The 24,023-nt window shown below is 71.3% G+C and carries 21 protein-coding genes and 1 pseudogene; 14 read left to right on the plus strand and 8 right to left on the minus strand.

Annotated elements, in window-relative coordinates; genetic code table 11:
* Positions 1 to 14: 14 nt before the first annotated feature.
* On the minus strand, positions 15 to 1,766 hold the full coding sequence (gene polX, locus ACIQ6Y_RS34900) for a DNA polymerase/3'-5' exonuclease PolX (RefSeq protein WP_404045543.1): 1,752 nt from the start codon (positions 1,764 to 1,766) through the stop codon (positions 15 to 17).
* 183 nt (positions 1,767 to 1,949) lie between these two features.
* Here polX and ACIQ6Y_RS34905 point away from each other — a divergent pair, with 183 nt between their 5' ends.
* Both ACIQ6Y_RS34905 and ACIQ6Y_RS34910 read left to right on the plus strand, forming a co-directional pair.
* The gene (locus ACIQ6Y_RS34905) at positions 1,950 to 2,714 is read left to right on the plus strand and encodes an SAM-dependent methyltransferase (protein ID WP_404045546.1); all 765 of its coding nucleotides are present in this window, start codon (positions 1,950 to 1,952) and stop codon (positions 2,712 to 2,714) included.
* Between the two features lie 232 nt (positions 2,715 to 2,946).
* A complete protein-coding gene (locus ACIQ6Y_RS34910; protein ID WP_404045549.1) occupies positions 2,947 to 3,555 on the plus strand; it encodes a DUF4232 domain-containing protein in 609 nt (202 codons plus the stop codon).
* Positions 3,556 to 3,581: 26 nt separating this feature from the next.
* Here ACIQ6Y_RS34910 and ACIQ6Y_RS34915 read toward each other — a convergent pair whose 3' ends face one another.
* Positions 3,582 to 4,373, minus strand: a complete 792-nt coding sequence (locus tag ACIQ6Y_RS34915) for an MBL fold metallo-hydrolase (RefSeq protein ID WP_404045552.1) — start codon at positions 4,371 to 4,373, stop codon at positions 3,582 to 3,584.
* A 119-nt stretch (positions 4,374 to 4,492) separates the two neighbouring features.
* Between ACIQ6Y_RS34915 and ACIQ6Y_RS34920 the strand changes: the two genes are divergently transcribed.
* From ACIQ6Y_RS34920 to ACIQ6Y_RS34930, 3 genes and pseudogenes are all read left to right on the plus strand, one after another.
* Positions 4,493 to 5,104: an ABATE domain-containing protein gene (locus ACIQ6Y_RS34920; protein ID WP_404045555.1), complete on the plus strand. Its 612-nt coding sequence runs from the start codon at positions 4,493 to 4,495 to the stop codon at positions 5,102 to 5,104.
* 139 nt (positions 5,105 to 5,243) lie between these two features.
* Positions 5,244 to 6,425 (plus strand): annotated as a pseudogene (locus ACIQ6Y_RS34925) (ATP-binding cassette domain-containing protein); the annotation flags it as partial.
* A gap of 177 nt (positions 6,426 to 6,602) precedes the next feature.
* Complete coding sequence (locus ACIQ6Y_RS34930) at positions 6,603 to 7,163, plus strand: CGNR zinc finger domain-containing protein (protein WP_404045556.1); 561 nt, start codon at positions 6,603 to 6,605, stop codon at positions 7,161 to 7,163.
* Between the two features lie 22 nt (positions 7,164 to 7,185).
* On the opposite strand, the gene ACIQ6Y_RS34935 is transcribed toward ACIQ6Y_RS34930, so the two are convergent.
* Genes ACIQ6Y_RS34935 through ACIQ6Y_RS34945 form a run of 3 tightly spaced genes read right to left on the minus strand, consistent with a single transcriptional unit; the run spans position 7,186 to position 9,964 of the window.
* Positions 7,186 to 7,410: a hypothetical protein gene (locus tag ACIQ6Y_RS34935; RefSeq protein WP_404045559.1), complete on the minus strand. Its 225-nt coding sequence runs from the start codon at positions 7,408 to 7,410 to the stop codon at positions 7,186 to 7,188.
* A 17-nt stretch (positions 7,411 to 7,427) separates the two neighbouring features.
* On the minus strand, positions 7,428 to 8,870 hold the full coding sequence (locus ACIQ6Y_RS34940; RefSeq protein WP_404045562.1) for an aldehyde dehydrogenase: 1,443 nt from the start codon (positions 8,868 to 8,870) through the stop codon (positions 7,428 to 7,430).
* A gap of 32 nt (positions 8,871 to 8,902) precedes the next feature.
* The gene (locus ACIQ6Y_RS34945) at positions 8,903 to 9,964 is read right to left on the minus strand and encodes an alpha/beta fold hydrolase (protein WP_404045564.1); all 1,062 of its coding nucleotides are present in this window, start codon (positions 9,962 to 9,964) and stop codon (positions 8,903 to 8,905) included.
* 252 nt (positions 9,965 to 10,216) lie between these two features.
* On the opposite strand from ACIQ6Y_RS34945, the gene ACIQ6Y_RS34950 reads away from it, so the two are divergent.
* From ACIQ6Y_RS34950 to ACIQ6Y_RS34960, 3 genes are all read left to right on the plus strand, one after another.
* A complete protein-coding gene (locus ACIQ6Y_RS34950) occupies positions 10,217 to 10,648 on the plus strand; it encodes an organic hydroperoxide resistance protein (protein WP_404045567.1) in 432 nt (143 codons plus the stop codon).
* Positions 10,649 to 11,057: 409 nt separating this feature from the next.
* A complete protein-coding gene (locus tag ACIQ6Y_RS34955; protein ID WP_404045569.1) occupies positions 11,058 to 12,236 on the plus strand; it encodes an alpha-hydroxy-acid oxidizing protein in 1,179 nt (392 codons plus the stop codon).
* A gap of 62 nt (positions 12,237 to 12,298) precedes the next feature.
* Positions 12,299 to 12,883, plus strand: coding sequence for an SUKH-4 family immunity protein (locus ACIQ6Y_RS34960; protein WP_404045571.1), 585 nt, complete (start codon positions 12,299 to 12,301; stop codon positions 12,881 to 12,883).
* A gap of 78 nt (positions 12,884 to 12,961) precedes the next feature.
* Here ACIQ6Y_RS34960 and ACIQ6Y_RS34965 read toward each other — a convergent pair whose 3' ends face one another.
* On the minus strand, positions 12,962 to 14,266 hold the full coding sequence (locus ACIQ6Y_RS34965) for a M28 family metallopeptidase (RefSeq protein WP_404045574.1): 1,305 nt from the start codon (positions 14,264 to 14,266) through the stop codon (positions 12,962 to 12,964).
* A gap of 214 nt (positions 14,267 to 14,480) precedes the next feature.
* On the minus strand, positions 14,481 to 15,353 hold the full coding sequence (locus tag ACIQ6Y_RS34970; protein WP_404045576.1) for a class I SAM-dependent methyltransferase: 873 nt from the start codon (positions 15,351 to 15,353) through the stop codon (positions 14,481 to 14,483).
* A 262-nt stretch (positions 15,354 to 15,615) separates the two neighbouring features.
* On the opposite strand from ACIQ6Y_RS34970, the gene ACIQ6Y_RS34975 reads away from it, so the two are divergent.
* Positions 15,616 to 16,995 carry a phosphatase PAP2 family protein gene (locus tag ACIQ6Y_RS34975; protein WP_404045578.1) on the plus strand — a complete coding sequence of 460 codons (1,380 nt, stop codon included), beginning with the start codon at positions 15,616 to 15,618 and terminating at the stop codon, positions 16,993 to 16,995.
* Positions 16,996 to 17,085: 90 nt separating this feature from the next.
* Here ACIQ6Y_RS34975 and ACIQ6Y_RS34980 read toward each other — a convergent pair whose 3' ends face one another.
* Entirely contained in the window at positions 17,086 to 17,601 is a 516-nt protein-coding gene (locus ACIQ6Y_RS34980; protein ID WP_404045580.1) for a hypothetical protein, read from the minus strand.
* A 224-nt stretch (positions 17,602 to 17,825) separates the two neighbouring features.
* Between ACIQ6Y_RS34980 and ACIQ6Y_RS34985 the strand changes: the two genes are divergently transcribed.
* The 5 genes from ACIQ6Y_RS34985 to ACIQ6Y_RS35005 all read left to right on the plus strand — a co-directional run bounded on the left by ACIQ6Y_RS34985 (position 17,826) and on the right by ACIQ6Y_RS35005 (position 23,999).
* Positions 17,826 to 19,304 carry a glutamate--cysteine ligase gene (locus tag ACIQ6Y_RS34985; RefSeq protein ID WP_404045583.1) on the plus strand — a complete coding sequence of 493 codons (1,479 nt, stop codon included), beginning with the start codon at positions 17,826 to 17,828 and terminating at the stop codon, positions 19,302 to 19,304.
* 124 nt (positions 19,305 to 19,428) lie between these two features.
* Positions 19,429 to 19,839 carry a cytidine deaminase family protein gene (locus ACIQ6Y_RS34990; protein ID WP_404045585.1) on the plus strand — a complete coding sequence of 137 codons (411 nt, stop codon included), beginning with the start codon at positions 19,429 to 19,431 and terminating at the stop codon, positions 19,837 to 19,839.
* A 184-nt stretch (positions 19,840 to 20,023) separates the two neighbouring features.
* Positions 20,024 to 21,439: a phosphotransferase gene (locus ACIQ6Y_RS34995; RefSeq protein ID WP_404045588.1), complete on the plus strand. Its 1,416-nt coding sequence runs from the start codon at positions 20,024 to 20,026 to the stop codon at positions 21,437 to 21,439.
* On the plus strand, positions 21,436 to 21,960 hold the full coding sequence (locus ACIQ6Y_RS35000; RefSeq protein WP_404045591.1) for an NUDIX domain-containing protein: 525 nt from the start codon (positions 21,436 to 21,438) through the stop codon (positions 21,958 to 21,960). Before ACIQ6Y_RS34995 ends, ACIQ6Y_RS35000 begins: the two co-directional genes overlap by 4 nt.
* A 197-nt stretch (positions 21,961 to 22,157) precedes the next feature.
* The gene (locus ACIQ6Y_RS35005) at positions 22,158 to 23,999 is read left to right on the plus strand and encodes a hypothetical protein (RefSeq protein WP_404045593.1); all 1,842 of its coding nucleotides are present in this window, start codon (positions 22,158 to 22,160) and stop codon (positions 23,997 to 23,999) included.
* The last annotated feature ends 24 nt before the right edge of the window (positions 24,000 to 24,023 follow it).

The following is a 24,023-nucleotide window of genomic DNA, read 5'->3' on the forward strand; positions in this document are numbered from 1 at the left end:
CCACTCCGTGCTCGTCATGCCGTACGACGTCCTGCCTTGTGCAGGAAGCGCCGCAGGCGGGTCTCCGGCCAGGTGTTGATCACGTCGTCCGCGGTGAGCCAGCCGCGCTGCGCCGTGCCCACGCCGTAGCGCATGTTGGCCAGGTGGAGGACGGAGTGGGCGTCGCTGTCGACGGCGAACCTCACCCCGTGCCGCCGGGCCCGCAGGATGTCCTCGTCGCGCAGGTCGAGCCGGTCGGGGTGGGCGTTGATCTCCAGGGCCGTACCGGTGCGCGCGCAGGCGGCGAAGACCGCGTCGAGGTCGGCGTCGATGCCGGGTCGCCTGCCGAGGATGCGGGTGGTGGGGTGGCCGATGATGTTCACGTACGGGTTCTCGCAGGCCCGTACGATCCGCCGGGTCTGCTCGTCGCGGCTCTGGTTGAAGTGCGAGTGCACCGAGGCCACGCACAGGTCGAAGCCGGCCAGGAACTCCTCGGGCCAGTCCACGCCGCCCTGCGGGTCGATGTTCAGCTCAACGCCGTGCAGCAGCCGCAGGCCGCGCCGCCCGCCCTGCTTGCGGTACGTGCCGTCGAGCTCGCGCACCTGCTCGCGCTGGGCGAGCATCCGCTCCCGGGTCATCTGCTGCATGTACAGGTCGGGCCCGTGGTCGGTGACGGCGTAGTAGGCGTAGCCCCGCTCGGCGGCCGCCCGCACCATCTCCTCCAGCGGCGCGAGCCCGTCGGTCAGGTCGGTGTGCGTGTGCAGGTCGCCGCGCAGGTCCGCCTCCGTCACCAGGTCGGGCAGCTCGTCGCGCAGCCCGGCCTCGATCTCCCCGCGGTCCTCGCGCAGGGCGGGCGGGATCCAGGGCAGGCCGAGCCGGGCGTAGACCTCCTCCTCGGTCTCCGAGGCGATCTTCTCCCCGCTCTCGGCGTCGAACAGGCCGTACTCGGACAGCTTCAGCCCTTGGTGCACGGCCAGCTCCCGGGTGCGGATGTTGTGGGCCTTCGCGCCGGTGAAGTACTGCAGCGCCGCACCCCAGGAGTCCGGCGGTACGACCCGCAGATCGACGGAGAGCCCCTTCACCGTGCGTACCGACGTCTTCGCCTGCCCGTGTGCGACGACCTCACTGACGTACGGCAGCCGTGTGAAGGCCTCCATCAGCGGTCCCGGCTTCTCCGCCGCCACGAGGACGTCGATGTCGCCGATCGTCTCCCGCATGCGACGCAGCGACCCGGCGTAGGTGCAGCGGCGGCAGCCGGTCACGCCGGACAGTTCCCCGACGATGTCGTCGGCGAGGTCCATGGCCACGTCGAGCAGCACGCGGTCGCCGGAGGACCTCAGGAGTTCGACGCCGTGGAGGATGTTCTCCTCGGTCCTGGGCCCGAAGCCCTTGAGGTCGCGCAGTTTCTCGGCGTGGATCGCGTCCACCAGCTCCTCGACCGAGGAGACGCCCAGGGTCTCGTAGAGGGCGAGTGCCTTCTTCGGGCCGAGGGTGGGGATGGCCGTCAGGCGTCGTACGCCCGCGGGGATCTTCGCGCGTAGCTTCTCGACCGCGGACACGCTGCCGGTGGTGAAGTACTCGGTGACCTTGTCCGCGATCGACTTGCCGACGCCTGGGATCTCCCGCAGCCCCTTGGGATCGAGCGTGGACACGTCGGCGTGGTAGCCGCCGATCGCGCGGGCGGCCTTCTCGTAGACGCGCGCCTTGTACGCCTCTCCGCCGGTGATCGAGATGAGGTCCGCGTACTCCCGGAACAGCTCCGCGACCTCGTCGTTGGACCGAGCCATGCCCTCCGAGTAGGCAGGCGGCGTCCGGTTCATTCATGCCGGCGCACGCTCATCGGTACCGGGCCTCCCCGCCCGTACGGTCGTGCACGGCGGCGTCGAAGTGGAGCGGACGGCGTGCCCGGCAACGGGGGCCGACCGTAAAACACTTGTGCCGCTGCGTGAGGTCGGCTTGAGTGCGTGCCCGTGACCGCCTTGAACGATCTCGTACGGCCGGACCGCTACCCGCGTGCGTCGCGCTACGACCCGGCATGGCTCGTCGGCCTCGACATGGGGCCCCACCCGCTGTGGCTCCTGGAGGACCTGGCCCGGGACCTCGATCTGCGCCCCGGGATGCGGGTCCTCGACCTCGGCTCCGGGAAGGGCGCCACGTCGGTGTTCCTGGCCCGTGAGTACGGTGTGAAGGTCGTCGCCGCGGACTGGTGGATCCCCGCGGAGGACGCGGCCGCCGTCTTCGCGGAGGCGGGGGTCGCCGACCGGGTGACGGCCGTGCGGGCGGAGGCGCACGTGCTGCCCTTCGAGCCGGAGAGCTTCGACGCGATCGTGAGCATCGACGCCTTCGAGTACTTCGGCACGGCTGACGGCTACCTGCCGTATCTGGTGCGATTCCTGCGTCCCGGCGGCCAGTTGGGCATCGCCACGCCCGGCATGACCCGCGAGGTCCGCGAACTCGGCGCGATACCGGCCCACATCAAGCGCGTCGTCGGCTGGGAGGCCCTCGCCTGGCACACGCCGCAGTGGTGGCGCTTCCAGTGGGAGATCACCGAGCTCGTAGAGGTCACGTCCGCCCGTCTCCAGCAGGACGCCTGGCGCGACTGGCTGCTGTGGACACGGGCCTGCGCCGAGCAGCGGCCGGAGGGCCCGGGTGCCGACCAGCCGGTGATCGACATGCTCACGGAGGACGGCGGCGCGTACCTGTCCTTCGCCCTGGTGACCGCCCGCAAGAAGTGAGCCCGGCCGGGGCTTTCTCGCGGAGCCGCCGCTTCCCTGTACGGGGTCGGTAACACATCGAGGGGGGTTGCCGCCGGCGGTGAAGGGGTGCGGCACACTCGGCTTGTCGTCGCACAACACGAGCACCGCCCACGGCAGACCACGGGGGAAAGCCATGCATGCTCCTGTCCGCACTCGTCACGAGACCACGACAAGTCCCAAGAGGCGCAGGGCATTTGCCCTGGCGGCCACCGTGGTCGCCGCGGTGCTCGCGGCCACCGCGTGCGAACCGCAGTCCGCCGGCAAGGCGGACGGCTCCCGGCGGCCGTCGTCGGACCGACCGCGCACGACGGCCGCGGCCACGACTGCCGCGGCCACGCCGAGCGAGACGGCATCGCCCTCGCAGGGCGGCGACAGCGGTGCCGTCGCCGCCTGTGCGGGGTCCGAGGTGTCGTTCGCCGCGTCGAGCGAGGACGCGGCGGGTGAGGAGACCCGACACCTCCTGCTCACGCTCACCAACGCCGGTGACAGGAAGTGCACCGTCCACCACTACCCACAGGTCCGGGTCGGCGCCCACGCCAAGGAGCCTGTGAAGGTGATCGAGGACAGCGACCCGGAGGAGCTGATCACCCTCGCTCCGGGCGAGGAGGCGCATGCCGCGCTGCTCGTCAACGGCGGCGGCATGGATACGTACGAGACCAGGACCGTCACCCTGCGGTTGCAGGGAGCGGAGCTGGACGGCACCCCCGGCGAGCCGGTCGAGGTCGGTCTGCCCGGCGTGGCGGCCTTCGACGACGGTGCCCGGGTCACCTACTGGACGACCGCCTCCGGATATGCCCTGGACTTCATCATGTCGTCCTGACCTGGAGCCCTGGGTGTGGCCTCAGGTCAGGCGCCCTGGAGCCAGTCCCGGTCCAGGCGGTCGGTCAGGCCCGCGGCGGCGAAGGCGGCTTCGAGGGCCTCGCGGCCCTCGGTGAAGTGGGCCCAGCTGTCGTGGTGGACCGGGACGACGCGGCGGGCGGCGAGGATGCGGGCGGCCTCGGCGGCCTGGGCGCTGTCCAGGACGAGGGGTTCACCGTCGAAGAGGACGGGGAAGCGGGGGGCTCCGGCGAAGAGGACGGCCGTGTCCACCGGGGCGAACCTCTCGGCGATCTCCTTGACCGCGTCGAGCGAGGCGTTGTCGCCGCTGACGTAGACGGTGGGCAGCCCGTCTCCGGTGAGGACGAAGCCGACGACCTGGCCGGTGATCGGCTCGACCGCCTCGCGCGGACCGGGCCCGTGAATGGCGGGGACCCCGGTCACGGTGATGCTGCCGCCGCCGGGGCGCTTCAGTTCGACGCTCTCCCAGTCGGCCAGGCCGGTCGCCTGCGCACCGAGGCGCTCTCCGCCGCCGGGCGTGGTGAGCGTGAGCGGGACGTCGGCGAGCAGGGCCCGGCCGGAGGTGTCGAGGTTGTCGGCGTGCTCGTCGTGCGAGAGCAGGACCACGTCGACGGGGCCGAGGTCGGCGGGCGTCGCCGCGGCGGGGGCCGTCTTGGTCAGCATGGGGCCGACCGGTCTCGGGTAGTCGCCGGGGCTGTCGAAGGTCGGGTCGGTCAGGAAGCGCAGGCCGCCGTACTCGAAGAGGGCGGTGGGGCCGCCGAGGACGCGGACAGGGAACTGCTCGGTGTCGTACTGGGACATGCGCGATGACTCCTCGTACTCATGAAATGCTCACGACTTCTCATGGATTCGCTCCGTGTTTTCCGTGAGGCACACGCTAGGGCCGTGTCACGGAAAAATGCAAGGGCTACCATGAGGGCGTGGAAGAAGCCGTGGTCACCGACATCACGCGGGCCGCCGCCCTGCCCCCGGCTCCGGGGGCCGACCGGTACCGCTCCCTGGATTTCGCCGACACCGCCGCGACCCTGCCCGCGGGCCAGGCCTACGACCTGCTCGCGGCGCCCGACTCCGCCAGGAGCTGGCTCCTCGCACACAACCTGACCTCCGAGGAGGTGCGGTTGTACGAGCTGTGCGCGGGGCGCATGCGTACGCTGCGCGGCCATGTGCGGGCCCTGTTCGCGGCCCGCGTCGACGGCGCCGCCCCGCCCGAGGCGGCCCTGCGGGCGGTGAACGACGCGCTCACGGCCGTGCCCTCGGCACCGCTGCTCGCCTGGGACGGAGCGCAGGGGTTGCGCCGCGTCGAGTCGCACCCCACCGACCAGGCCGTGAACCACGCGCTGGCGATCCTCGCCGCCGACGCCGCCGACCTGCTCACCGGTGCGGACGCCGACCTCCTCGCCGCCTGCGGCTCCGCGCCCTGCGACCGTTTCCTGCTGCGCACCCACGGCCGGCGCCACTGGTGCTCCACCCGCTGCGGCGACCGCGCCCGCGCCGCCCGGGCCTACGCCCGGCGCACCGGCGCGTCCGAGTGACCGGCCGACCGCGACTTCTCAGCGCAGTACGGCCGCCGGCAGGGCCGTGCCCAGTGCCGTCAGGTCGGGGAAGCTGAGGTGGTGTCGGACGTAACGGCCCTCACGCCGAGCCGTGAGCAGGCCCGCCGCACGCCCTGGGCGGACGCTCGGCTCGCTGTCCGGCGGCCAGCGCGGCCGGCTGGCCCTGGCCGCACTGCTCGTACGACGGCCGCCGGCCCTGCTGCTCGACGAGCCGACGAACCACCTCGACGACGGCGCCGCCGCTTTCCTGGAGGAGCAACTCCGCGGCCTGCCGGGTGTCGTGGTCGCCGCCAGCCACGACCGGGCGTTCCTCGACGCCGTGTGCACCGACCTGATCGACCTCGATCCGGCGGTCGACGGACCGGTCCGCTACGGCGGCGACTACAGCGCCTATGTCAGCGAGAAGCGCGCCGAACGGGAGCGCTGGGAGCGGCGGTACGCCGAGGAACAGGAGGAGTTGGAGGCGCTGCGGCACACGGCGGGGGTGACCGCGCGCCGGGTCGCACCGGACCGGGGCCCGCGCGACAACGAGAAGATGGGCTACGGCCATCGGGCCGGCCGCGTCCAGAGCCAGATCTCCCGCCGGGTGCGCAACGTGAGCCGACGGGTCGAGGAGCTGGAGCGCACGGGGGTCGCCGAGCCGCCGCCCCCGCTGACGTTCGCGGCGCCGCGGTTGGCCGCACGGCCGCTGGACGGCCCGGAGCCCTTGGTTTCCCTCCGGGACGTACGGGTTCCGGGGCGGCTCACACTGTCCGGCCTCGAGGTGTCGGCGACCGAGCGGCTCCTGGTCACGGGCGGCAACGGGGCGGGCAAGTCGACCCTGCTCGCGGTCCTCGCCGGGCACCTCACGGCCGAGGGCGAGGTGCGCAGGCGGCACGGGCTGACCGTGGGCCTGCTCACCCAGGACACCGTCTTCGACCGGCCCGACCGCACGGTCCGGGACACCTACGCGCTGGCACTGGGAGCCGAGCGGGCGGAACAGGTGCCGCTGTCCCGCCTCGGCCTGCTGGCCGAGGCGGACCTGGACAAGCCGGTCGGCCAGGTGTCGGTGGGCCAGCGCCGCCGACTGGCCCTCGCCCTGCTGGTGGCCCGGCCACCGGAACTGCTGCTGCTGGACGAGCCGACCAACCACCTCTCGCCCCGACTGTGCGACCAACTGGAGGCCGCCCTGGGCAGCGGCCCCGACGCCATCGTGGTCGCCAGCCACGACCGCCGGCTGCGCCGCGGGTGGCAGGGGCGCGAGCTGCGGCTGGCTGGGCGGGAGGAGGGGGCGGGGGTCCGGCTGGGCGGGGTGGGGTGACGTGGCTGGGGTGGCGGGGGCCGGACCGCTCAGGCGGGATTCCCAGGCACGGGCTGAGCTGGTGAGGGTGCCGGGTTGCTCAGGCGTGATGCCGGGCAGGGGCTGGGGTGGTGGGGTGCGCAGGCCCCCGGCCGCCAGCCCTTGCACCTCACCCGAGTCACCTGTCAAGATGGTGACGTGAATCTTGACCATGTCTTCGTGTGCGGGAACCCGGCGCTCGACTTCGCGGCCACGCTGCGGGCCCGGCGGACGACCAGGTTCGAGATGTTCGTGGCGCCGGACCGGCTGAACGCCTGGTACCTGGAGTCGGGGCTCGTGGACGCGATCACGCCTGCCGGGGAGGACGACGTCCGGGAGGCGGTGGCGGTGCGCGAGGCGGTCTACCGGCTCGTCACCGATCGGCGCCTCGGTGAGGACTTCGACCGGGAGGCCCTCGCGGTGCTCAACGCCGCCGCGCGCCAGGTCCCTGCGACGCCGCAGCTCACCCGGGCGGGCCGGCACACCGACGCGACGCCCGCGCAGGCCCTGGCCACCGTCGCCCGGCAGGCCGTGGAGCTGCTCAGCGGCCCGGACGTCCCGCTGCTCAAGGAGTGCGGCAACCCCGAGTGCACGCGTGTCTACATCGACCGCTCCCGGGGCATGCGGCGGCAGTGGTGCGGCATGGAATCCTGCGGCAACAAGCTCAAGGCTGCGGCCTACCGTGCCCGGAAGAAGTCCTCGCCCGCTGCCGCCCACTGACTGCCGCTCGACGACCTCCGGGTCACAGCCCCAGGTCCAGGGCCAGGCACGAGTAGTACTTCCACGAGCCCTCGGGGTCGTAGGAGGCGGCCCCGCCCGGCGCCGCCTCCACCTCCTCGGTCATGTCCTCGAAGCGAATGCGCTCGGGGAGCTTGCCGAAGCGCGCCTGTCGAGCGGCAGCCGCCGCTGCCGTAGACGGAGCCGTTCCGGTTGCCGCCGTCGTGTCCGTCGCCCGTTCCTTCTTCATGCCGAACCCCTCCTCGATCAGACGGTGATGGTCTTGTACTCGGTGTACGTGCCGAGGCCCACCGCGCCGAACTCGCGGCCGATACCGCTGGCCTTGAAGCCGCCGAACGGGCCGTCGAAGGCGACAGGCGCCCCGTTGACCGTGACGGTGCCGGTGCGCAGACGCCGGGCGACCTCCAGGGCACGGCCCTCGTCCAAGGACCAGACGCCGCCGGAGAGCCCGTACGGGGAGTCGTTGGCGATGCGAACGGCGTCGTCCTCGTCGTCGTAAGGAATGACGACCAGGACCGGGCCGAAAATCTCCTCCTGCGCGATGCGCATGGCATTGTCGACGTCGGCGAACACGGTGGGGGTGACGTAGTTGCCCTTCTCCAGACCCTCGGGGATCTGCGGGCCGCCCGTGACCAGCCGGGCGCCCTCCTCGATGCCGAGCTCGATGTAGCTGCGTACGCGCTGCTGCTGGTCGGGGCGGATCATCGGGCCGATGAAGGTGTCGGGGTCGCTGGGGTCGCCCACCTGCAACGACTCGACCATGTCCTTCAGTGCCGTGACGACTTCCTCGTACCGGCCGCGCGGCGCGAGAATCCTGGTCTGGGCGATGCAGGACTCGCCGTTGTTGAGCAGGGAGCCGAACTTCAGGTCCGCTACGGCCTGTTGGACGTCGGCGTCCGGCAGGACGATCGCGGCGGACTTGCCGCCCAGCTCCAGGCTGACCCGCTTGAGCTGCTCCCCCGCGATCGAGGCGATACGGCGGCCGGCCCGCGTCGAGCCGGTGAAGGCGATCTTGTCGACCTCCGGGTGCGACACCAGGTACTCGCTGGTCTCCCGGTCCGCGGGCAGGACGCTGACGACGCCCTCGGGCAGGCCGGAGCGCTCCAGCAGTTCGGCCAGGAAGCCCATGCTCAGCGAGTTCTCCGGGGAGACCTTGAGGACCACGGAGTTGCCGGCGGCCAGGGCCGGGATGATTTTCGAAGTGGCCGAGGAGAAGGGCGAGTTCCAGGGGATGACGGCCGCCACGACACCGACCGCCTCTCGGCGCACGATGCTGTGCACCGGCGATGTCGGGTCGGAGGACGTCAGCGCCTCCTCCCAGGGGAACTCCTGCGCCGCCTTCAGGTAGGCGTCCGCCTGCCGGGTCAGACCCGGCTGCCCGGCGCGGGTGAACCAGAGCGCCGAGCCGTTCTCCAGTGAGGTCAGCCGCGCGACCTCCTCCGCGTTCTCCTCGCGCAGCGCGTTGAACCGCCGCAGGAACGCGATCCGTTGCATCGGCGGGGTCCTGCGCCAGGCACCCGCGTCGAAGGAGGCCCGCGCCGCGGCCACCGCACGGTCCACGTCCGCGGGCTGCGCCTGGGCGGCACGGCCGATCACGGACCGGTCGTGCGGTGAGGCGAGGTCGAGGAGTGCCGGGTCGCTCGGCTCCGTCCAGGAGCCGCCGATGAAGAGCCGGCCGTAGACGATCACGCGTTTTGTCTCCTTGGTCCGTCGGCGCACCGTCAGAGGCGGTCGGCGTCGACGACGGCCTGCGCGAAGGCGGTCGGCGCCTCCTGCGGCAGGTTGTGGCCGATGTCCGCGAGGGTGCGGTGCTCGTAGGGGCCCGTGAAGTGGTCGCGGTACGCCGAGCCGTTGCCGGGCTGGGTGAAGGGATCGAGGGCCGGGTCGAGGGTGATCGTGGGGACGTGGATGGACGGCCGTGCGGCGAGCTGGGCCTCGTAGCGGCTGTAGCGGCGGTCCCCCTCGGCCAGACCGATGCGCCAGCGGTAGTTGAACAGGACGACGGCCGCGTAGTCGGGGTTCTTGAACGCCTCGGCGGTGCGCTGGAAAGTGGCTTCGTCGAAGGCCCAGTTGGGCGAGACGAGGGTCCAGACGTAGCGGCACAGGGCGATGCGTTCGTCGACGTTCTCCATCGCCTTCTTGCCGCGCTCGGTGGCGAAGTACCACTGGTACCACCAGTTGTGCTCGACGGCCGCCGGCGCGGGTTCCTGCTGCGCCTTGAGGTCGGTGATGAGGTAACCGCCCGTCGAGACAAGGGCCTTGACCCGCTCCGGCCACAGGGCCGCGATGATGTCGGCGGTGCGCGAGCCCCAGTCGAACCCGGCGAGCACCGCCTTGTCGATCTCGAGGGCGTCCATCAGGGCGATGATGTCCAGCGCGACGGCGGACTGTTCGGCCGTGCGGGGCGTACGGCGGGACAGGAAGCGCGTGCCGCCGTGGCCGCGCAGATACGGCACGATCACGCGGTACCCCAACTCGGCGAGGAGCGGGGCGACGTCGACATAGCTGTGGATGTCGTAGGGCCACCCGTGCAGGCACAGGACGACCGGGCCGTGAGCGGGGCCCACCTCTGCGTAGGCGATGTCGAGGACGCCTGCCCTGATGCGCTTGAGCGTCCCGAAGGCGGTGTGAGCACCGGGCTCGACGGTGGCCACGGTGGGTGCGTTCCCCCGGGCGTACGAGGCCGTCGTGGCCGTCGCGGTGGACTGCAGGCCGGCCAGCGAGACCGCGGCCGCGCCGGTGCCGAGACCGACCGCCTTGCCGAACGTACGCCTGTTGATCATGAGTGACCCCTCCGTCGCGAGCCGCGCCCTGTGGCACCATCAGGCTCACATGCGACTCGTCACCTGTCAAACTAGTGACGCCACAATCTCAGGGGCAGCCCAATAGGCGAAGTAGTCCGCTCAAGCGACCGCCTTGACCGGTGACGCGTCGACTTGCATGATGAAGTCACCGCCTTGACCGGTGACACTCCTCGGGGGTCAACCGGCCCTGCGGTCATTCGAAGCCTTCGACCCAGATGGGGAGCACGAGCCATGGCAGTCACCTACACCGCCCATGTCGATGTCGACGGAGAGGGCCGCAACGGCGGTCACGTCCGTTCCTCGGACGGCCTGCTGGAGACCCGGCTCGCCATACCCAAGGAGTTCGGCGGCGCGGGCGACGCGACCAACCCGGAGCAACTGCTGGCCGCCGGCTGGGCCGCCTGTTTCCTGGGCGCCCTGCGCCGCGCCGCCGCGACCCGGAAGATCCGGCTCGGCAGCACCGCCATCACCGTGGAGATCACCCTCACCCACGGCGACGACGGCGAGTTCTCCCTCTCCGCGGTCCTCAGCCCCGTCCTCGGCGGCGTGGATCAGACGACCGCCCAGGAACTGGCGGACGCCGCCCACCAGATCTGCCCGTACTCCAAGGCCACCCGGAACAACATCCCCGTCACCCTCGACGCCACCGGCACCGCGGCCTGACCCACCCCTGACCGCGGGTCCCGTACCCCTCCCCCTGAGGTGCGGGACCCGCCCCACTCGCTCTCGACGGGAACGGACGGCACCATGCCGGCGACGCCGCAGACCACCCAACGCCCCACCCAGCGCCCCACCTACGCGCCGCCGCGCGCCAACTCCCTTACCGCGTCCCCGTTTCCAGCGGCAGACGGCCCACTGCCGCCCTCCCCCGACCACGCTTCGCCGACCGACACGCAGCTCTGGAGCTGGGCGGGTACCGCGGTGCTCTGCGGATTCGGTCCGGCGGCCTCGGACCTCATCTGACCGTGCAGGCGCGGAAACATGGTGCCGAGGGCCTCCGGTCGGCAGAGTGGGAGCGGTCCGCCGCCGGGAAGGTCCCGTGCGGGCGGCCGACGAAAGGGCTGCGATCAGGATGCAGGCGGAATTCGGCGGGCAGTACGGCGACTACCAGAACGAGATCTACCTCAACGGCCTGTTCGGCGTGCTGCCGGACATGCCGATGACGTACGGCGAACTGGAGGCGAGGGCCGCGGCGGCGCTGCCCGCCTCGGTGCTGTCGTACGTGGCGGGCGGTGCGGGGGACGAGTTCACGCAGCGGGCGAACGTCTCGGCGTTCGAGCGGTGGGGGCTCGTGCCGCGAATGATGGTGGGTGCGGCCGAACGGGACATGAGCGTGGACCTGTTCGGACTGCGGCTGCCGTCGCCGTTGTTCATGGCGCCGATCGGGGTGATCGGGCTCTGCGCGCAGGACGGACACGGCGACCTGGCGACAGCGCGGGCCGCCCGCAGGACCGGGGTGCCGATGGTGGCGTCGACGCTGTCGGTGGACCCGCTGGAGCAGGTGGCGGGCGAGTTCGGGGACACGCCCGGCTTCTTCCAGCTGTACACGCCCAAGGACCGCGCCCTCGCGGAGAGTCTGGTGCACCGGGCGGAGAAGGCGGGCTTCGGGGGAATCGTCGTCACCCTCGACACCTGGGTCACCGGCTGGCGTCCGCGTGACCTCGCGGCCAGCAACTTCCCACAGCTGCGCGGCCATTGCCTGACGAACTACACCTCCGACCCCGTCTTCCGCGCCCGGCTGGCGAAGGCCCCGGAGGAAGACCCGCAGGCCGCCGTCCTGGAGTGGGCCGGCATCTTCGGGCATCCGCTGACCTGGGACGACCTGCCCTGGCTGCGCTCGCTCACCGACCTGCCGCTCGTACTGAAGGGCCTGTGCCACCCCGAGGACGTGCGCCGGGCCAGGGACGGCGGCGTCGACGCGGTCTACTGCTCCAACCACGGCGGCCGGCAGGCCAACGGCGGACTCGCGGCCCTCGACGCGCTGCCCGGCGTCGTCGAGGCGGCGGACGGGTTGCCGGTCCTCTTCGACTCCGGCGTCCGCTCCGGCGCCGACGTCGTCAAGGCGCTCGCCCTGGGCGCCACCGCCGTCGGCGTCGGCCGGCCCTACGCGTACGGGCTCGCGGTCGGCGGCGAGGACGGCATCGTCCACGTGCTGCGGTCCCTGCTGGCCGAGGCCGATCTGATCATGGCCGTCGACGGCTACCCGACCCTGGCCGACCTGCGTACCGAGGGTGCGCTGCGCAGGAACTGATCACCTGCGGTTGACTGGGCCCCGCGATGATCGAACGACACACCACTCATGGGGGCCAGGCAGTGAGCAGCACCGACACTCCGCTGACACCGGACGCGGCATGGCTGGAGGAACGGCTCGGTGAAGGGTCGCTGTGGCGGCCGGCCGAGGCCGATCTGCCGGACGAGCTGACCGATGCGCAGTCGAGGGAGTTCCTGCTCACGGTCGGCTTTCCCGCCGTCCGCCTCGGCGGCGTCGGGATCGACACGAGAATCCTGCGGGGCAGGCGCTCCCTGGAGCCCTTCGACGCCGACGAGCTCTACGGCAACCGTTACCCCGACGACGACTCCCCGCCCGAGAACTTCTGCTTCGCCGTGGCGCTGTGGGGCGACCAGCATCTGATGCTCGACGCGGCGGACGGCGGCATCACCCACTACGACCCCAACGGCTGGGACCACGCGGCCGGTTGGAAGGGACCTGCCGCCGACTCCCTCCCTCGGCTGGCCGTTCTCCTCGGCCTGATCGCCGAGTCGAGCGACGCCCTGGAGTCGGACGACGACACCGTACGCGCGGCCGCCGCCGCCCGTCTGCGGGAGCGTCTGATCGGCCAGGACCCGAATGTGGACGACTCCGCCTTCTGGGACGAGATCTTCGAGTCCCTCGAGTGACGGCCGCCGTTGTCACTGGCTGACCGGCAACCGCTGCGGGACCGGCATCTGCGCCCGGTCCCGCGGCGGCCGACGCCCTTACGGGAAGGTCAGCTTGAAGCTGTTGATGTAGCCGGTGTCGTACGAGGCCCGGTCCTGGACGCGCAGCCTCCAGGTGCCGTTCGCGACCTCGGACGAGGCGTTGACCGTGTAGGTGGTCCGCACGTTGTCCGCCGAGTCGGAGGACGAGTACGGCTTGAGGTTGTAGACGCTGCCGTCGGGCGCGACGAGGTCGACGACCAGGTCACCGCGGTAGGTGTGGACGATGTCCACGCCGACGGCGAGGCTGCTGGGCGCATTGCCCGTGATGCCGCTGACGGTGACGGAGGAGGTCACCGCGGCGCCGTTGTCGGGGATGGACACGTCGGCCGTGTTCTCGAAGACCTTGCCCGGGACCGTCGTCCCTGAGGACAGCGTCCAGATCGCGTGGGCGATGGCGTCGCTGTTGCGGTCCAGGGCCGTGTCGTTGATGTTCGCGCTGGTGTCGCAGGAGGAGTGGTAGCAGCGGTCGAAGGCCTGCCCGGCCGTGCCGCCCCACTTCTGGGCCTGCGCCGAGGTCTTGGTGTAGTCGGCGCCGGTGAACAGGCCGCCGACGGGTATGCCCGCGTTCTTGAACGGCGCGTGGTCCGAGCGGCCGTCGCCCTCGGTCTCGATCTCGGTGGGTATGCCGAGGCCGGCGAAGTAGTCCTTGAACGTCTTCTCGATCGTGGGGTCGTCGTCGTAGACGAAGTAGCCCGGGTTGGGCGAGCCGATCATGTCGAAGTTGAGGTAGCCGCTGAGCTTGGCGCGCTCGGTGGACGGCAGGTTGTTGACGTAGTACTTCGAGCCGACGAGGCCGAGTTCCTCGGCGCCCCACCAGCCGAACCGCAGGTGCTTGGTGGGCTGGTAGCCCGCCCGGGAGACGGCGAGTGCGGTCTCCAGGATGGCGGCCGAGCCGGAGCCGTTGTCGTTGATGCCCGGGCCTGACGTGACCGAGTCGAGGTGCGAGCCGGCCATGACGACCTGGTTCGGGTCGCCGCCGGGCCAGTCGGCGATGAGGTTGTAGCCGGTGGCGCCGTTGTACGTGAACTGCTGGAGGGTCGTGGTGTAGCCGGCCGCGTCCAGCTTCGCCTTCACGAAGTCGATGGACGCCTTGTAGCCGGTCCGGCCGTGGGCGCGGTTGCCGCCGTTGGCGGTGGCGATGGACTGGAGGTCGGCGAGGTGCTGCTTGACGTTGGCCACCGATATGTCGGGCGCGGCGGCGGCGTCCTCGGCGGTGGCGGCGGGGACGGGCCCGGCGAGTGCGGCGGCGACGGCGACGACGCCGGCGAGTGCCAGGGCAGGTCTGTGGACGGAGAGACTCATGTGGGGGCTCCGTGACTTCCGAACTGAGGATGGGTTGCGGAACGTACGAGACGCCCCGCGGTGTCGGTTGACGCGGGGCGCTGGAGCTGTGTGGTGCCTGTGCCTGATGCGGCCGTGCGGGTGAATGTTCGACTAACACCTGACTCAGCGTCAAGAGCAGGGGTCGGCCAGAGCTTTCACAGGGCGGCCACGCCTGCCGGCCGACCGGAGCAAGTCAAGGCGTGGTCTCCTCGGTCCCCTCGGGCTTCCAGCCCCAGACGGTGAGCATGCCGGCGGACAGCGCGGCGCAGTCGTCGGAGTCCAGGTACCGCGCCGCCGCGTCGACGGTCGCGTCGTCCACCAGGCCGGTGGCGAGCATCGCCGCTCTGCTGCGCTGCCAGGTGTCCGCCCAGAAGCGGCTGATGGGGCTGCCCGGCAGCAGCGGCGGCACATGGACCTCGGCGCCGACCCGGGCGAGCCCCGCTCCGCGCAGCAGTTGCGGGTACGTCGGCACCCAGGAGACGTCGGTGCCGATGGTGGTCCGCAGCCCCTGCCACATGGCCCGCATCACCGTCGTGTACGGCGTGCTGGGGGTCCGGTCGCCGGTCAGGTCGACCGCGTCGCTGAGCACCAGCACCCCGCCCGGCGCGACGAGCTCGGCCAGGGACGCGATCAGGCGCTCACGCTCCGGCAGGTGCATCAGCACGAAGCGCGCGTGGACGAGCCGGAACCGGCCGGGGACGGAGTGCGGGGCGGTGATGTCGGTCTCCAGGACCTCCAGGCCGGGCACGGGCCGCTCGGCGAGGAACCGTACGTCCCGGTCCACGGCGAGCACACTCGTCACGCCGGCCTCCGCCAGCAGCCGGCGCGAGACCGTGCCGGTGCCTGCGCCCACATCCAGGCAGCGCCACCCCGCACCGACGCCCAGTGCCCGCAGTCGCGCCATGGTGATGTCGTCGTAGGCGAGGGCGCCGAAGTCGATCCGCTCGCCCTCCCCCGCCTGTTCGGGCCGGAAGACGGCCTCGCCGTAGCGGCCACCGCCACCGCCACCGGCCGCGCCGGAGCCGGTGCCGGAGCCGGAGCCGGGGTCATCGTCGGACGTCTTCATCGCCGGACCTCTTCACACGGTGGAACGGTGCCCGCCGGCCCGTCCCCGGACCGCCGCGCCACGCATCATCTCCACCGCCGGCCGCCCGCACGGCCAGGACGCGCCGCACCTGAGCCCAACAGCCCTCGGCCTTCGCTCGTACCTGACCGGAGATAACCCGCCGCCACCTGGATAGCATGTTCGATCTCGCGGTGATCCCCGGTATCGCCCGTCCGACCTGTTCGCCCCATAACTAACAAATCGGCCAAAACAATTGAGATCTATGACATCGCGGTTCTTTCCGCGAATAAACGATGGAAACAACTCCACCGCGCGGCGTCCGCCGCGGGCGGCGTTGTGGGCCACGGTGGGTGCGGTGGCCCTCGTGTTCCTGGTCGCGCTGGAGATCGCCGCACGGCACTACGGCATACCGGGACCGATGACCAATCAGGTCAAAGAGGTGATATTCACCCCTAAATCGGGACCACTGCTGTACGCCAGCATGGCCTTGATGATGGTCGTGCTGCCCTGGCGGGAACGCTTCATCGCACTGGGTGCCGCGGTCGGTATCGACATCGTCTTCCTTCTGGTGCGCTGGGCGGCCGATATCGAGAGCAGCAGGAGCTACCCCTTCGGCAACGGCGCGTTGTGGGTGATGCTGGCGTGTGCCGTCGTCGCCGTCACCCGCCGCACCGGCCAGGACCGGGTGCTGCTGCTGAAGGGCGTGGGGCTGGGTCTGCTGCTGGTGGCCGGGCGGAAGACCGGTGACGCCTGGCTGCTCATCACCTCCAAGACGCGTCCGGTCGTACTCGACCAGTACGTGGCCCTCGCCGACCGCGCGCTCGGCTACCCCTCCTGGCTGGCCGGCCGCCTCGTCGAGGCCACGGGACCGGTCGGGGCCCATGTCCTCGACTGGGTCTACATCCAGCTCGCGGTGGCCGCGGTGGCCGTCGCGCTGTACCAGCTGCGCAACGTGGCGGCCGAGCGGCGCTTCCCGCGCCACCATCTGGTGCGTACGTTCCTGGTGATCGGGCTCCTCGGGCCCGGCATCTACATGCTCTACCCCGTGGTCGGGCCGATCTTCGTCTACGGCGCCGACGGCGGGCACTGGGCCCTCGCCGAACTGTGGCCCCACACCCTGCCCCCGACCGGGCCGCCGCACCACATGCCCTTCGACGAGATCACCCCGCGCAACTGCATGCCCAGCCTGCACACCGCCTGGGCCACCGCGATCTTCATCCACTCCCGCAGGGGCCCGAGGCTCCTGCGCTACGCCGGGACCTTCTGGCTGATCGCCACCCTCGGCGCGACCCTGGGCTTCGGCTACCACTACGGATCGGACATCGTCGCCGGCGTGGTGTTCACGGTCACCATCGAGGCCGCCCTGCGCGCACAGGCGTACGGCTGGGACCGCTCGGGCATCCGGCTGGCCGCCTACGGCGCGGCCGTCTTCACCGCGCTCCTCACGTCCTACCGCTATCTGCCGGTGCAGATGGCCGCACTCCCCTGGCTGTTCGGCCCCCTGCTCGTCCTCGCCATGCTCTCGGTCGTCTACGGCTACGCACGCGTCACCAAGCAGTGGGACACGCACCCCGGCGCATTCGTGCCGGCCGGCCGCCAGAGCCCCGACGACAGCCCTGCGGAGCTCGCCGCGCTGCGGTGAGAGGGGGCGACCCCGAGGTGACTCCGGACGGTGCCGTGCGGCGCGTCGGAGGGCGGCTCCGCGAGGCCGCCCTCCGCTGGGGCGTGGGTGTCAGCAGCCGCCGCAGTTGTAGTACGTGACGTCCCAGTGGCTGCCCTCGTCGGCGTAGACGTTGCCGGAGCCGGAGCGCCACTGCGGGGCGCCGTCGCCGCGCAGGCCGATGTAGGTGAAGTTGTTCTTGATGTAGTTCCCGATGCACGTGTACTTGCTGTAGTCGAGCTTGTAGCCGTTCCAGTGCGAGTAGGTGCCGGAGGCGTGGCCGACCTCCGTGCCGCCGGTGATGTTCAGGGCGCAGCCGCTGGCGCGCTTGAGGGTCTGCGCGCCCTGTGCGGTGGCGAGGTTGAGCTGCTCGAAGGACGTACAGGTGGAGTTGTAGCGGTCGGAGCAGTTCCCGGACGACGACCAGGTGATGCCGACCTCGCGGAACATCGCGGTCGCGGTGGAGTGGCTGATCTTCGTGACGGCGAAGGCCTCTCCGGCGGTGCCGACGACGGCGGCACCGGGAGCGACGACGAGCGCGAGGGCGGTCAGAACCGAGCGGAGCCTGGGGGCCTTGATGGCCTTCATGGGCGGACCTTCCTGCGAGGGGCCATGTTTTCTGTACGGCAGCTGTGCAGGCGGTGCGTGCGGTGCACGACGATGGTGCCGGGGTCTACGCGCGTTGGCCAGAGGACAAAACGGGAACCTGGCGCACGGCATCACCGTGGGACACGGCGCTGCATGGTCGGAGCGGGCCGGGGGTGCGACGCTGGGAGGTGCGGGGGTCCCTGACGGGCGACCTGGGAGGGCCGATGGGACGGGACGTTCCGGCGATGGTCTTCACCCGTGAGGACCGTCGCCGGTACCGGATCAAGATGCAGGCGTGCCTCGACGCCCTCGCGCAGATGCTGCGGGAGGAGCGGTTCGAGAGCGAGCGGCCCCAGGTGGGGCTGGAGATCGAGCTGAACCTGGTCGACGACGCGGCCGAACCTGCCATGCGCAACAGCGACGTACTGGAGTCCATCGCGGATCCGGCGTGGTCCACGGAACTGGGCCGGTTCAACCTGGAGATCAACGTCCCGCCCCGCCGGTTGACGGCCGGCGGCCCCGACTCCTGGGAGTCCGAGATCCGCGACGCGCTCAACCACGCGGAGGCGCGCGCCCGGTCGGTCGGAACACACCTGGTCATGGTCGGTCTGCTGCCCACGCTGCGGCAGGACGACGTCAGCGGGGCCGCGCTGTCGGACAATCCGCGCTACCGGCTGCTCAACGACCAGATCTTCGCGGCCCGGGGCGAGGATCTGCTGATCGAGGTGAGCGGTGTCGACCGGCTGCGCACCTACGCCGACACGATCACTCCGGAGGCCGCGTGCACCAGCACGCAGTTCCATCTCCAGGTCTCCCCGCAGGAGTTCGCCGACTACTGGAACGCGGCGCAGGCCATCGCCGGGGTCCAGGTGGCGCTGGCCGCCAACGGTCCGTTCCTGTTCGGCAGGGAGTTGTGGCACGAGACCCGTATCCCGCTGTTCGAGCAGGCCACCGACACGCGCCCGCAGGAGATCAAGGTGCAGGGGGTGCGGCCCCGGGTGTGGTTCGGCGAGCGGTGGATCACCAGCGTGTTCGACCTCTTCGAGGAGAACCTGCGGTACTTCCCCGCGCTGCTGCCGCTGAGCGACGACGAGGACCCCGTGGAGACGCTGAACCGCGGTGACATCCCGGAGCTGTCCGAACTCACCCTGCACAACGGCACGATCTACCGCTGGAACCGCCCGGTCTACGCCGTCGCGCACGGCCGGCCGCATCTGCGGGTGGAGAACCGGGTGCTGCCCGCCGGCCCCACGGTCGCCGACACCCTCGCCAACGGCGCGTTCTACTACGGTCTGACCCGGGCGCTCGTCGAGGAGGACCGGCCGGTGTGGTCGCGCATGTCCTTCGCCGTCGCCGAGGACAATCTGCATGCGGCGGCCCGCCACGGCATGGAGGCGAGCCTGTACTGGCCCGGCACGGGCGAGGTCCCCGGACCCGAACTCGTCCTGCGCCGCCTGCTGCCCCTGGCCCACCGGGGCCTGGAGCTCTCCGGCATGGACGCCGCCTGGCGGGAACCGCTGCTCGGCATCATCGAGCAACGGTGTGTGACCGCACGCAACGGCGCCGTCTGGCAGAAGGAGGAGGTCCACCACATCGAGGACCACGACCACTGCGGCCGCCACGAGGCGCTGCGGCGCATGACGAAGACGTACATCGACTACATGCACCTCAACGCACCCGTGCACACCTGGCCCGTGGACTGACGCGCCACCGTCGGCGCCCTCGATACTCACTTGCGCAAGATCGTCACGCCGTCCGACGTCGCCTTGTATCGACGAAGATCGAGAAGATCGAGAAGATCAAGGCAGATCGAGGAAGGCAGAGACGATGACCACGCACACCCTCCAGGTGGACCACGAACTCGTCCGGGCCGCCGCCGAGGTGGCCCGGACGCGGTGCCGGGGCGACAACCACACCATGGCGGCCGCTGGGCGTGCCCCGGACGGCCGGATCGTCACCGCGGTGAACGCGTACCACTTCACGGGAGGCCCCTGCGCGGAGCTGGTCCTCATCGGTGCGGCGGCCGCCCAGGGGATCTACGAGCTGGACACGATCGTCGCCGTGGGCGATCGCGACCGCGGGGTGGTCCCGCCGTGCGGCCGGTGCCGTCAGGCGCTGCTCGACTACTTCCCCGGCCTCAAGGTCGTCGTCGGCACGGACGACCACGTCCGGACCGTACGTATCACCGACCTGCTGCCGGAGACCTACGTCTGGGCCGACCACCAGCTCGACGAGTAGACCGGCACGACGCTCGGGACGGGCCGTCGGCGTTTCGGCCACGGGCCGTCCGAAAGACATGTGTTCGAAATCCCGGACGCGTCGTTGAGCAGGGCGACACAGCGGCGAGCGTCAGGAAGGGAGCGACGTTGGCATCTGGAGGACCACACCACCCCGCGGCTCACCGCACGACCCGGAGTACGTCATGAGCGGAGGCCGGCAGCGGCACCGCGAGCCGGTCGACGTGCACCTGATCGCGCGGCGGGACACCGTCACAGGCCCGGAGGTCCTGCTCTCCCGCCGCGCCGGGGACGTCTACGCCTCCGGGCTGTGGCATCTGCCGTCCGGCCACCTCGACGGCCCGCACGAGGACGTCGTCGACGCGCTGATCCGGGAGGCGGTCGAGGAGACGGGCATCGTCGTCGACCGTGCCGATGTGCGTTTCGCGGTGACGGTGCACCACCGCGGACCCGGCGGGCGCGCACGGATCGGGCTGTTCTTCGAGGTCCGGGCCTGGCGTGGCTCACCGGTCATCAGAGAGCCGGAGGTGTGCGACGCGATGGGCTGGCACCGGCTCGATGCACTGCCCTCCCCCATGGTGGCCTACTGCCGGGCCGGGCTGGACGCCTACCGGACGGGCCGTCCGATGGCCGTGCACTTCCAGGAGCCGGACGATCCGATCGCCTACTCGTCGGCCGCCGACCGGCTCGACTGCCTCCCCGCGGTCACCGACCCGGCGGTCGGCCGACCTACGCCTGATGTCCGGGAGTTCGCCGAGCGGGCGGTGGGCCGTGTCGTCGAGTGGGCGGACGCCTCCTGGGCGCGGGAGGGCAGCCGGGTGTGGCGGGTGCGCGGCGCGGCCGGGGGCACCTGGTTCGTGAAGACTCACCACAACGAGCGGTTCCACCAGCGGGAGGTGCGGGCCTACCGGACATGGACACCGGCGCTCAGGGCGGCCGCACCCCGGCTGGTGGCCGCCGACGCCGTCCTCCGCACGATCGTGGTCACCGCGCTGCCGGGCCGACCGCTGTACGGTGCCGTGCTGTCCGCCGGTGAGGAACGCCGGGTCTTCCACGGCATCGGAGCGCTCGCCCGGCTCATACACCGGAACACCGCGCCCACAGCCCGAGGCCCTGCCGTCGACAGAGCCGAACGGCACCTCGCCGCCGCCGAGGCCCATCTCGCCCCGGGTGACGCCGAGTTCGTGCGCTCACTGGTGGAGCGGGCAGGGCGGCCGGCCCCGCTGGAGTGCGTGCAGACCCACGGGGACCTCCAGTTGCGCAACATCCTGCGGGCCGACGACGGCACCCTGGCGGTGATCGACTTCGAGCGCAGCGAGCCCGGCCCTGCGATCCGGGACCTGGTCCGCCTGTCCGACGCGTGGGCCGGCCGCCCGGAGCTGTACGAGGCGTTCCTCGCCGGGTACGGGCGTACGCTCACCCGCCCCGAGCAGGAGCGACTCGCCCTCGAAGCCGCCCTGGACTCCGTGTCCGGCATCCAGTACGGCACCGCGCACGGCGATCCCGAGCTCGTCGAACGCGGTCGGCGCACCCTCGCCCGCCTGCGGGCCCAGAGCCTGATTCCCGTCCCCGCCGCTCCTGAGCGAGGAGGCACACCGTGACCCATGAGGCACCGTCCGCCCGTGTCTGGCTGCCGCCCGAGCAGTACGCCGAGACGCTCATGAAGGCCACCGGCTTCGCCTGCGTCTTCTTCACCGACGAGGCCGAGCGGCCCGTCCAACTGCACTCCGTCTACAGCGCGGAGCATCCCTGGCAGCTGGCCGGCGGCACGATGGACCCCGGGGAACGGCCCTGGCAGACGGCCGCGCGGGAGTGCCGCGAGGAGACCGGCATCAGAGTCGACGGACCGACCCCGTTGCTGGCGGTCGTCTACGGGCTCCCGGGCGACGCGTGGCCGTACAGCACGATGGGCGTCGTCTTCGACGGCGGTCGGCTCACCCAGGCGCAGATCGAGTCCATCGCGCTGGATCCCGAGGAGCACGACGAGGTGCGCGTCCTCGCGCTCCACGACTGGCGGCCGCTGATGCCACCGAGGGACTTCGCACGGCTCAGCGCCGTGATGGAGGCCCGGCGCACCGGCGTCGCCGCCTACTTCGACACCTGGGACTGGGAGACGGAGTGAGCGGGGCCGGGCCGGGCGTCATTACTTGCCCGTATCACTAAACAGTGCCCCCTGCCAGCAAGCATCCCATGTCACGATTCCGCAAACCGCTCTTTTCTTTCTTGACGCAAGAAACAGGGCCCGACACACTCCCGTCATCCGCAGGCAACCGGTCACCCCGCACCGGCCCTGCCGCACACCACGGACGGAGCCTCGTCATGGCACTTTCCAGGAGGGCCCTGATCTCCGGCACCGCGGCCGGTGCGGGCCTGGCGGCCCTCGCCCCCGCCTCGCCGGCTGCCGCCGGAGGGCCGCCGGTCGTCTCGGTGGCGAGCCGGAACAGCGTCTTCACCCGTTCCGGCGCCGGTCCGCTGTACTGGAACATCTACGGCTGGGCGTTCCCGCACAACGCGCCCATACCGGAGGCCGAGTGGCAGGCCAACATCGACTGGCTGGCCCGTGACTTCGCGCCGCACGGCTACCGCATGGCCTGCACCGACGGCTGGATCGAGGGCTCCAGCAGGACCACCGAGCACGGCTATGTCGTCAGCTACAACGACTCATGGACCCACGACTGGGCCTACTGGGCGCGCTATCTCCAGGACCGCGGCATGCGGCTCGGCGTGTACTACAACCCGCTGTGGGTGCACAAAGCAGCCGTTGCCGATCGCGGCAAGACGGTCGCCGGGCGGCCGGACATCCGTATCGCGGACCTCGTCGTCGAGGGCGACTTCTTCGCCTCCGACATCGGCGGCGACAGCCTCTACTGGATCGACGTCACCAAGGACGGCGCCAAGGAGTACGTCCAGGGATACGTGCGGTACTTCAAGGACCTCGGAGTGCCCTATCTGCGGGTCGACTTCCTGTCCTGGTACGAGGACGGCCGCGACTTTGGGCTCGGCCGGGTCAACCGGCCCCACGGCCGTGACAACTACCTCACCGCGCTCGGCTGGATGAGCGAGGCCGCGGGCGAGGACATGGAGCTGTCTCTGGTGATGCCGCACCTCTACCAGCACGGCGAGGCGGAGATCCACCACGGCGACATGGTGCGCATCAACGCCGACGCCGACCGCGGCGGCTGGGACCGGCTCAGCGGCGGGCGCCAGGACTGGCAGAACCTGTGGCCGAACTGGTTCAACCCCTTCAGCGGCTTCACCGGGTACGCCGACCGCTCGGGGCGCGGCCAGCTCATCCTCGACGGTGACTTCCTGCGGCTGCACACGTTCGCCGACGACGACGAGCGCCGCACCTGTATCACCCTGATGACCATCGCCGGCTCCCCGCTGACCATCGCCGACACCCACGCCGACATCGCGGGCCACGGCTGGGCCTACACCAACCCCGAGGTGCTCGCCCTGCACCGGCAGGGCCTGGTCGGCAAGCCGTACTTCCGCAACGGGACGTCGTACGCCGACGATCCCTCCAGCCGGGACACCGAGCGCTGGGCCGGACAACTGCCGGACGGCAGTTGGGCGATCGCCCTGTTCAACCGCTCGGATGCCCCCGCCACCCGCTCCCTGGACCTGGCCGCGCTGGGCATCGAGGGCACGGCGAAGGTACGGGACGTGTGGCAGCACGAGGACCTCGGCGAGCTGAGCACGATCAGCGTCGAACTGCCCGCGCACGGCTGCCTGTTCGCCACCGTCACGCCCCGCGACCAGTCGCGCTACCAGGCGGCGTTCGCGGCCTGGGGCGGCGGCGCCGACTTCGCCGACTCGCTGCCCGGCCATGAGGCGATGGGCTATGCCCGTATCGCCGGCGAGCACCAGTCGGTCACCTTCACCGTCGACGCGCCCCGCGCCGGCACCTACCGCCTCGGCATGCGCTACCAGGCCGACCGGGCGGCGCGGCTCACCCTCGACGCCGAGCAGCCCGACCACACGGTGGTCAGCGCGCCCCGCTCCGTCAACTTCCGGGCCACCGGCGGCACCTGGGCCACCCTGCACGGCGAGATCAGGCTGGCCCAGGGCGAGAACCTGATCACACTCATCCGCGCCGACGGCGACACCGGTGCGGTGGCGCTGAACCACATCGAGGTCACCGCGGGCGCCGTGAAGTAGACCGCGGCGCCCTCAGGACCGGTG

It is taken from the genome of Streptomyces sp. NPDC096205 (assembly GCF_044763135.1).
GTDB lineage: Bacteria > Actinomycetota > Actinomycetes > Streptomycetales > Streptomycetaceae > Streptomyces.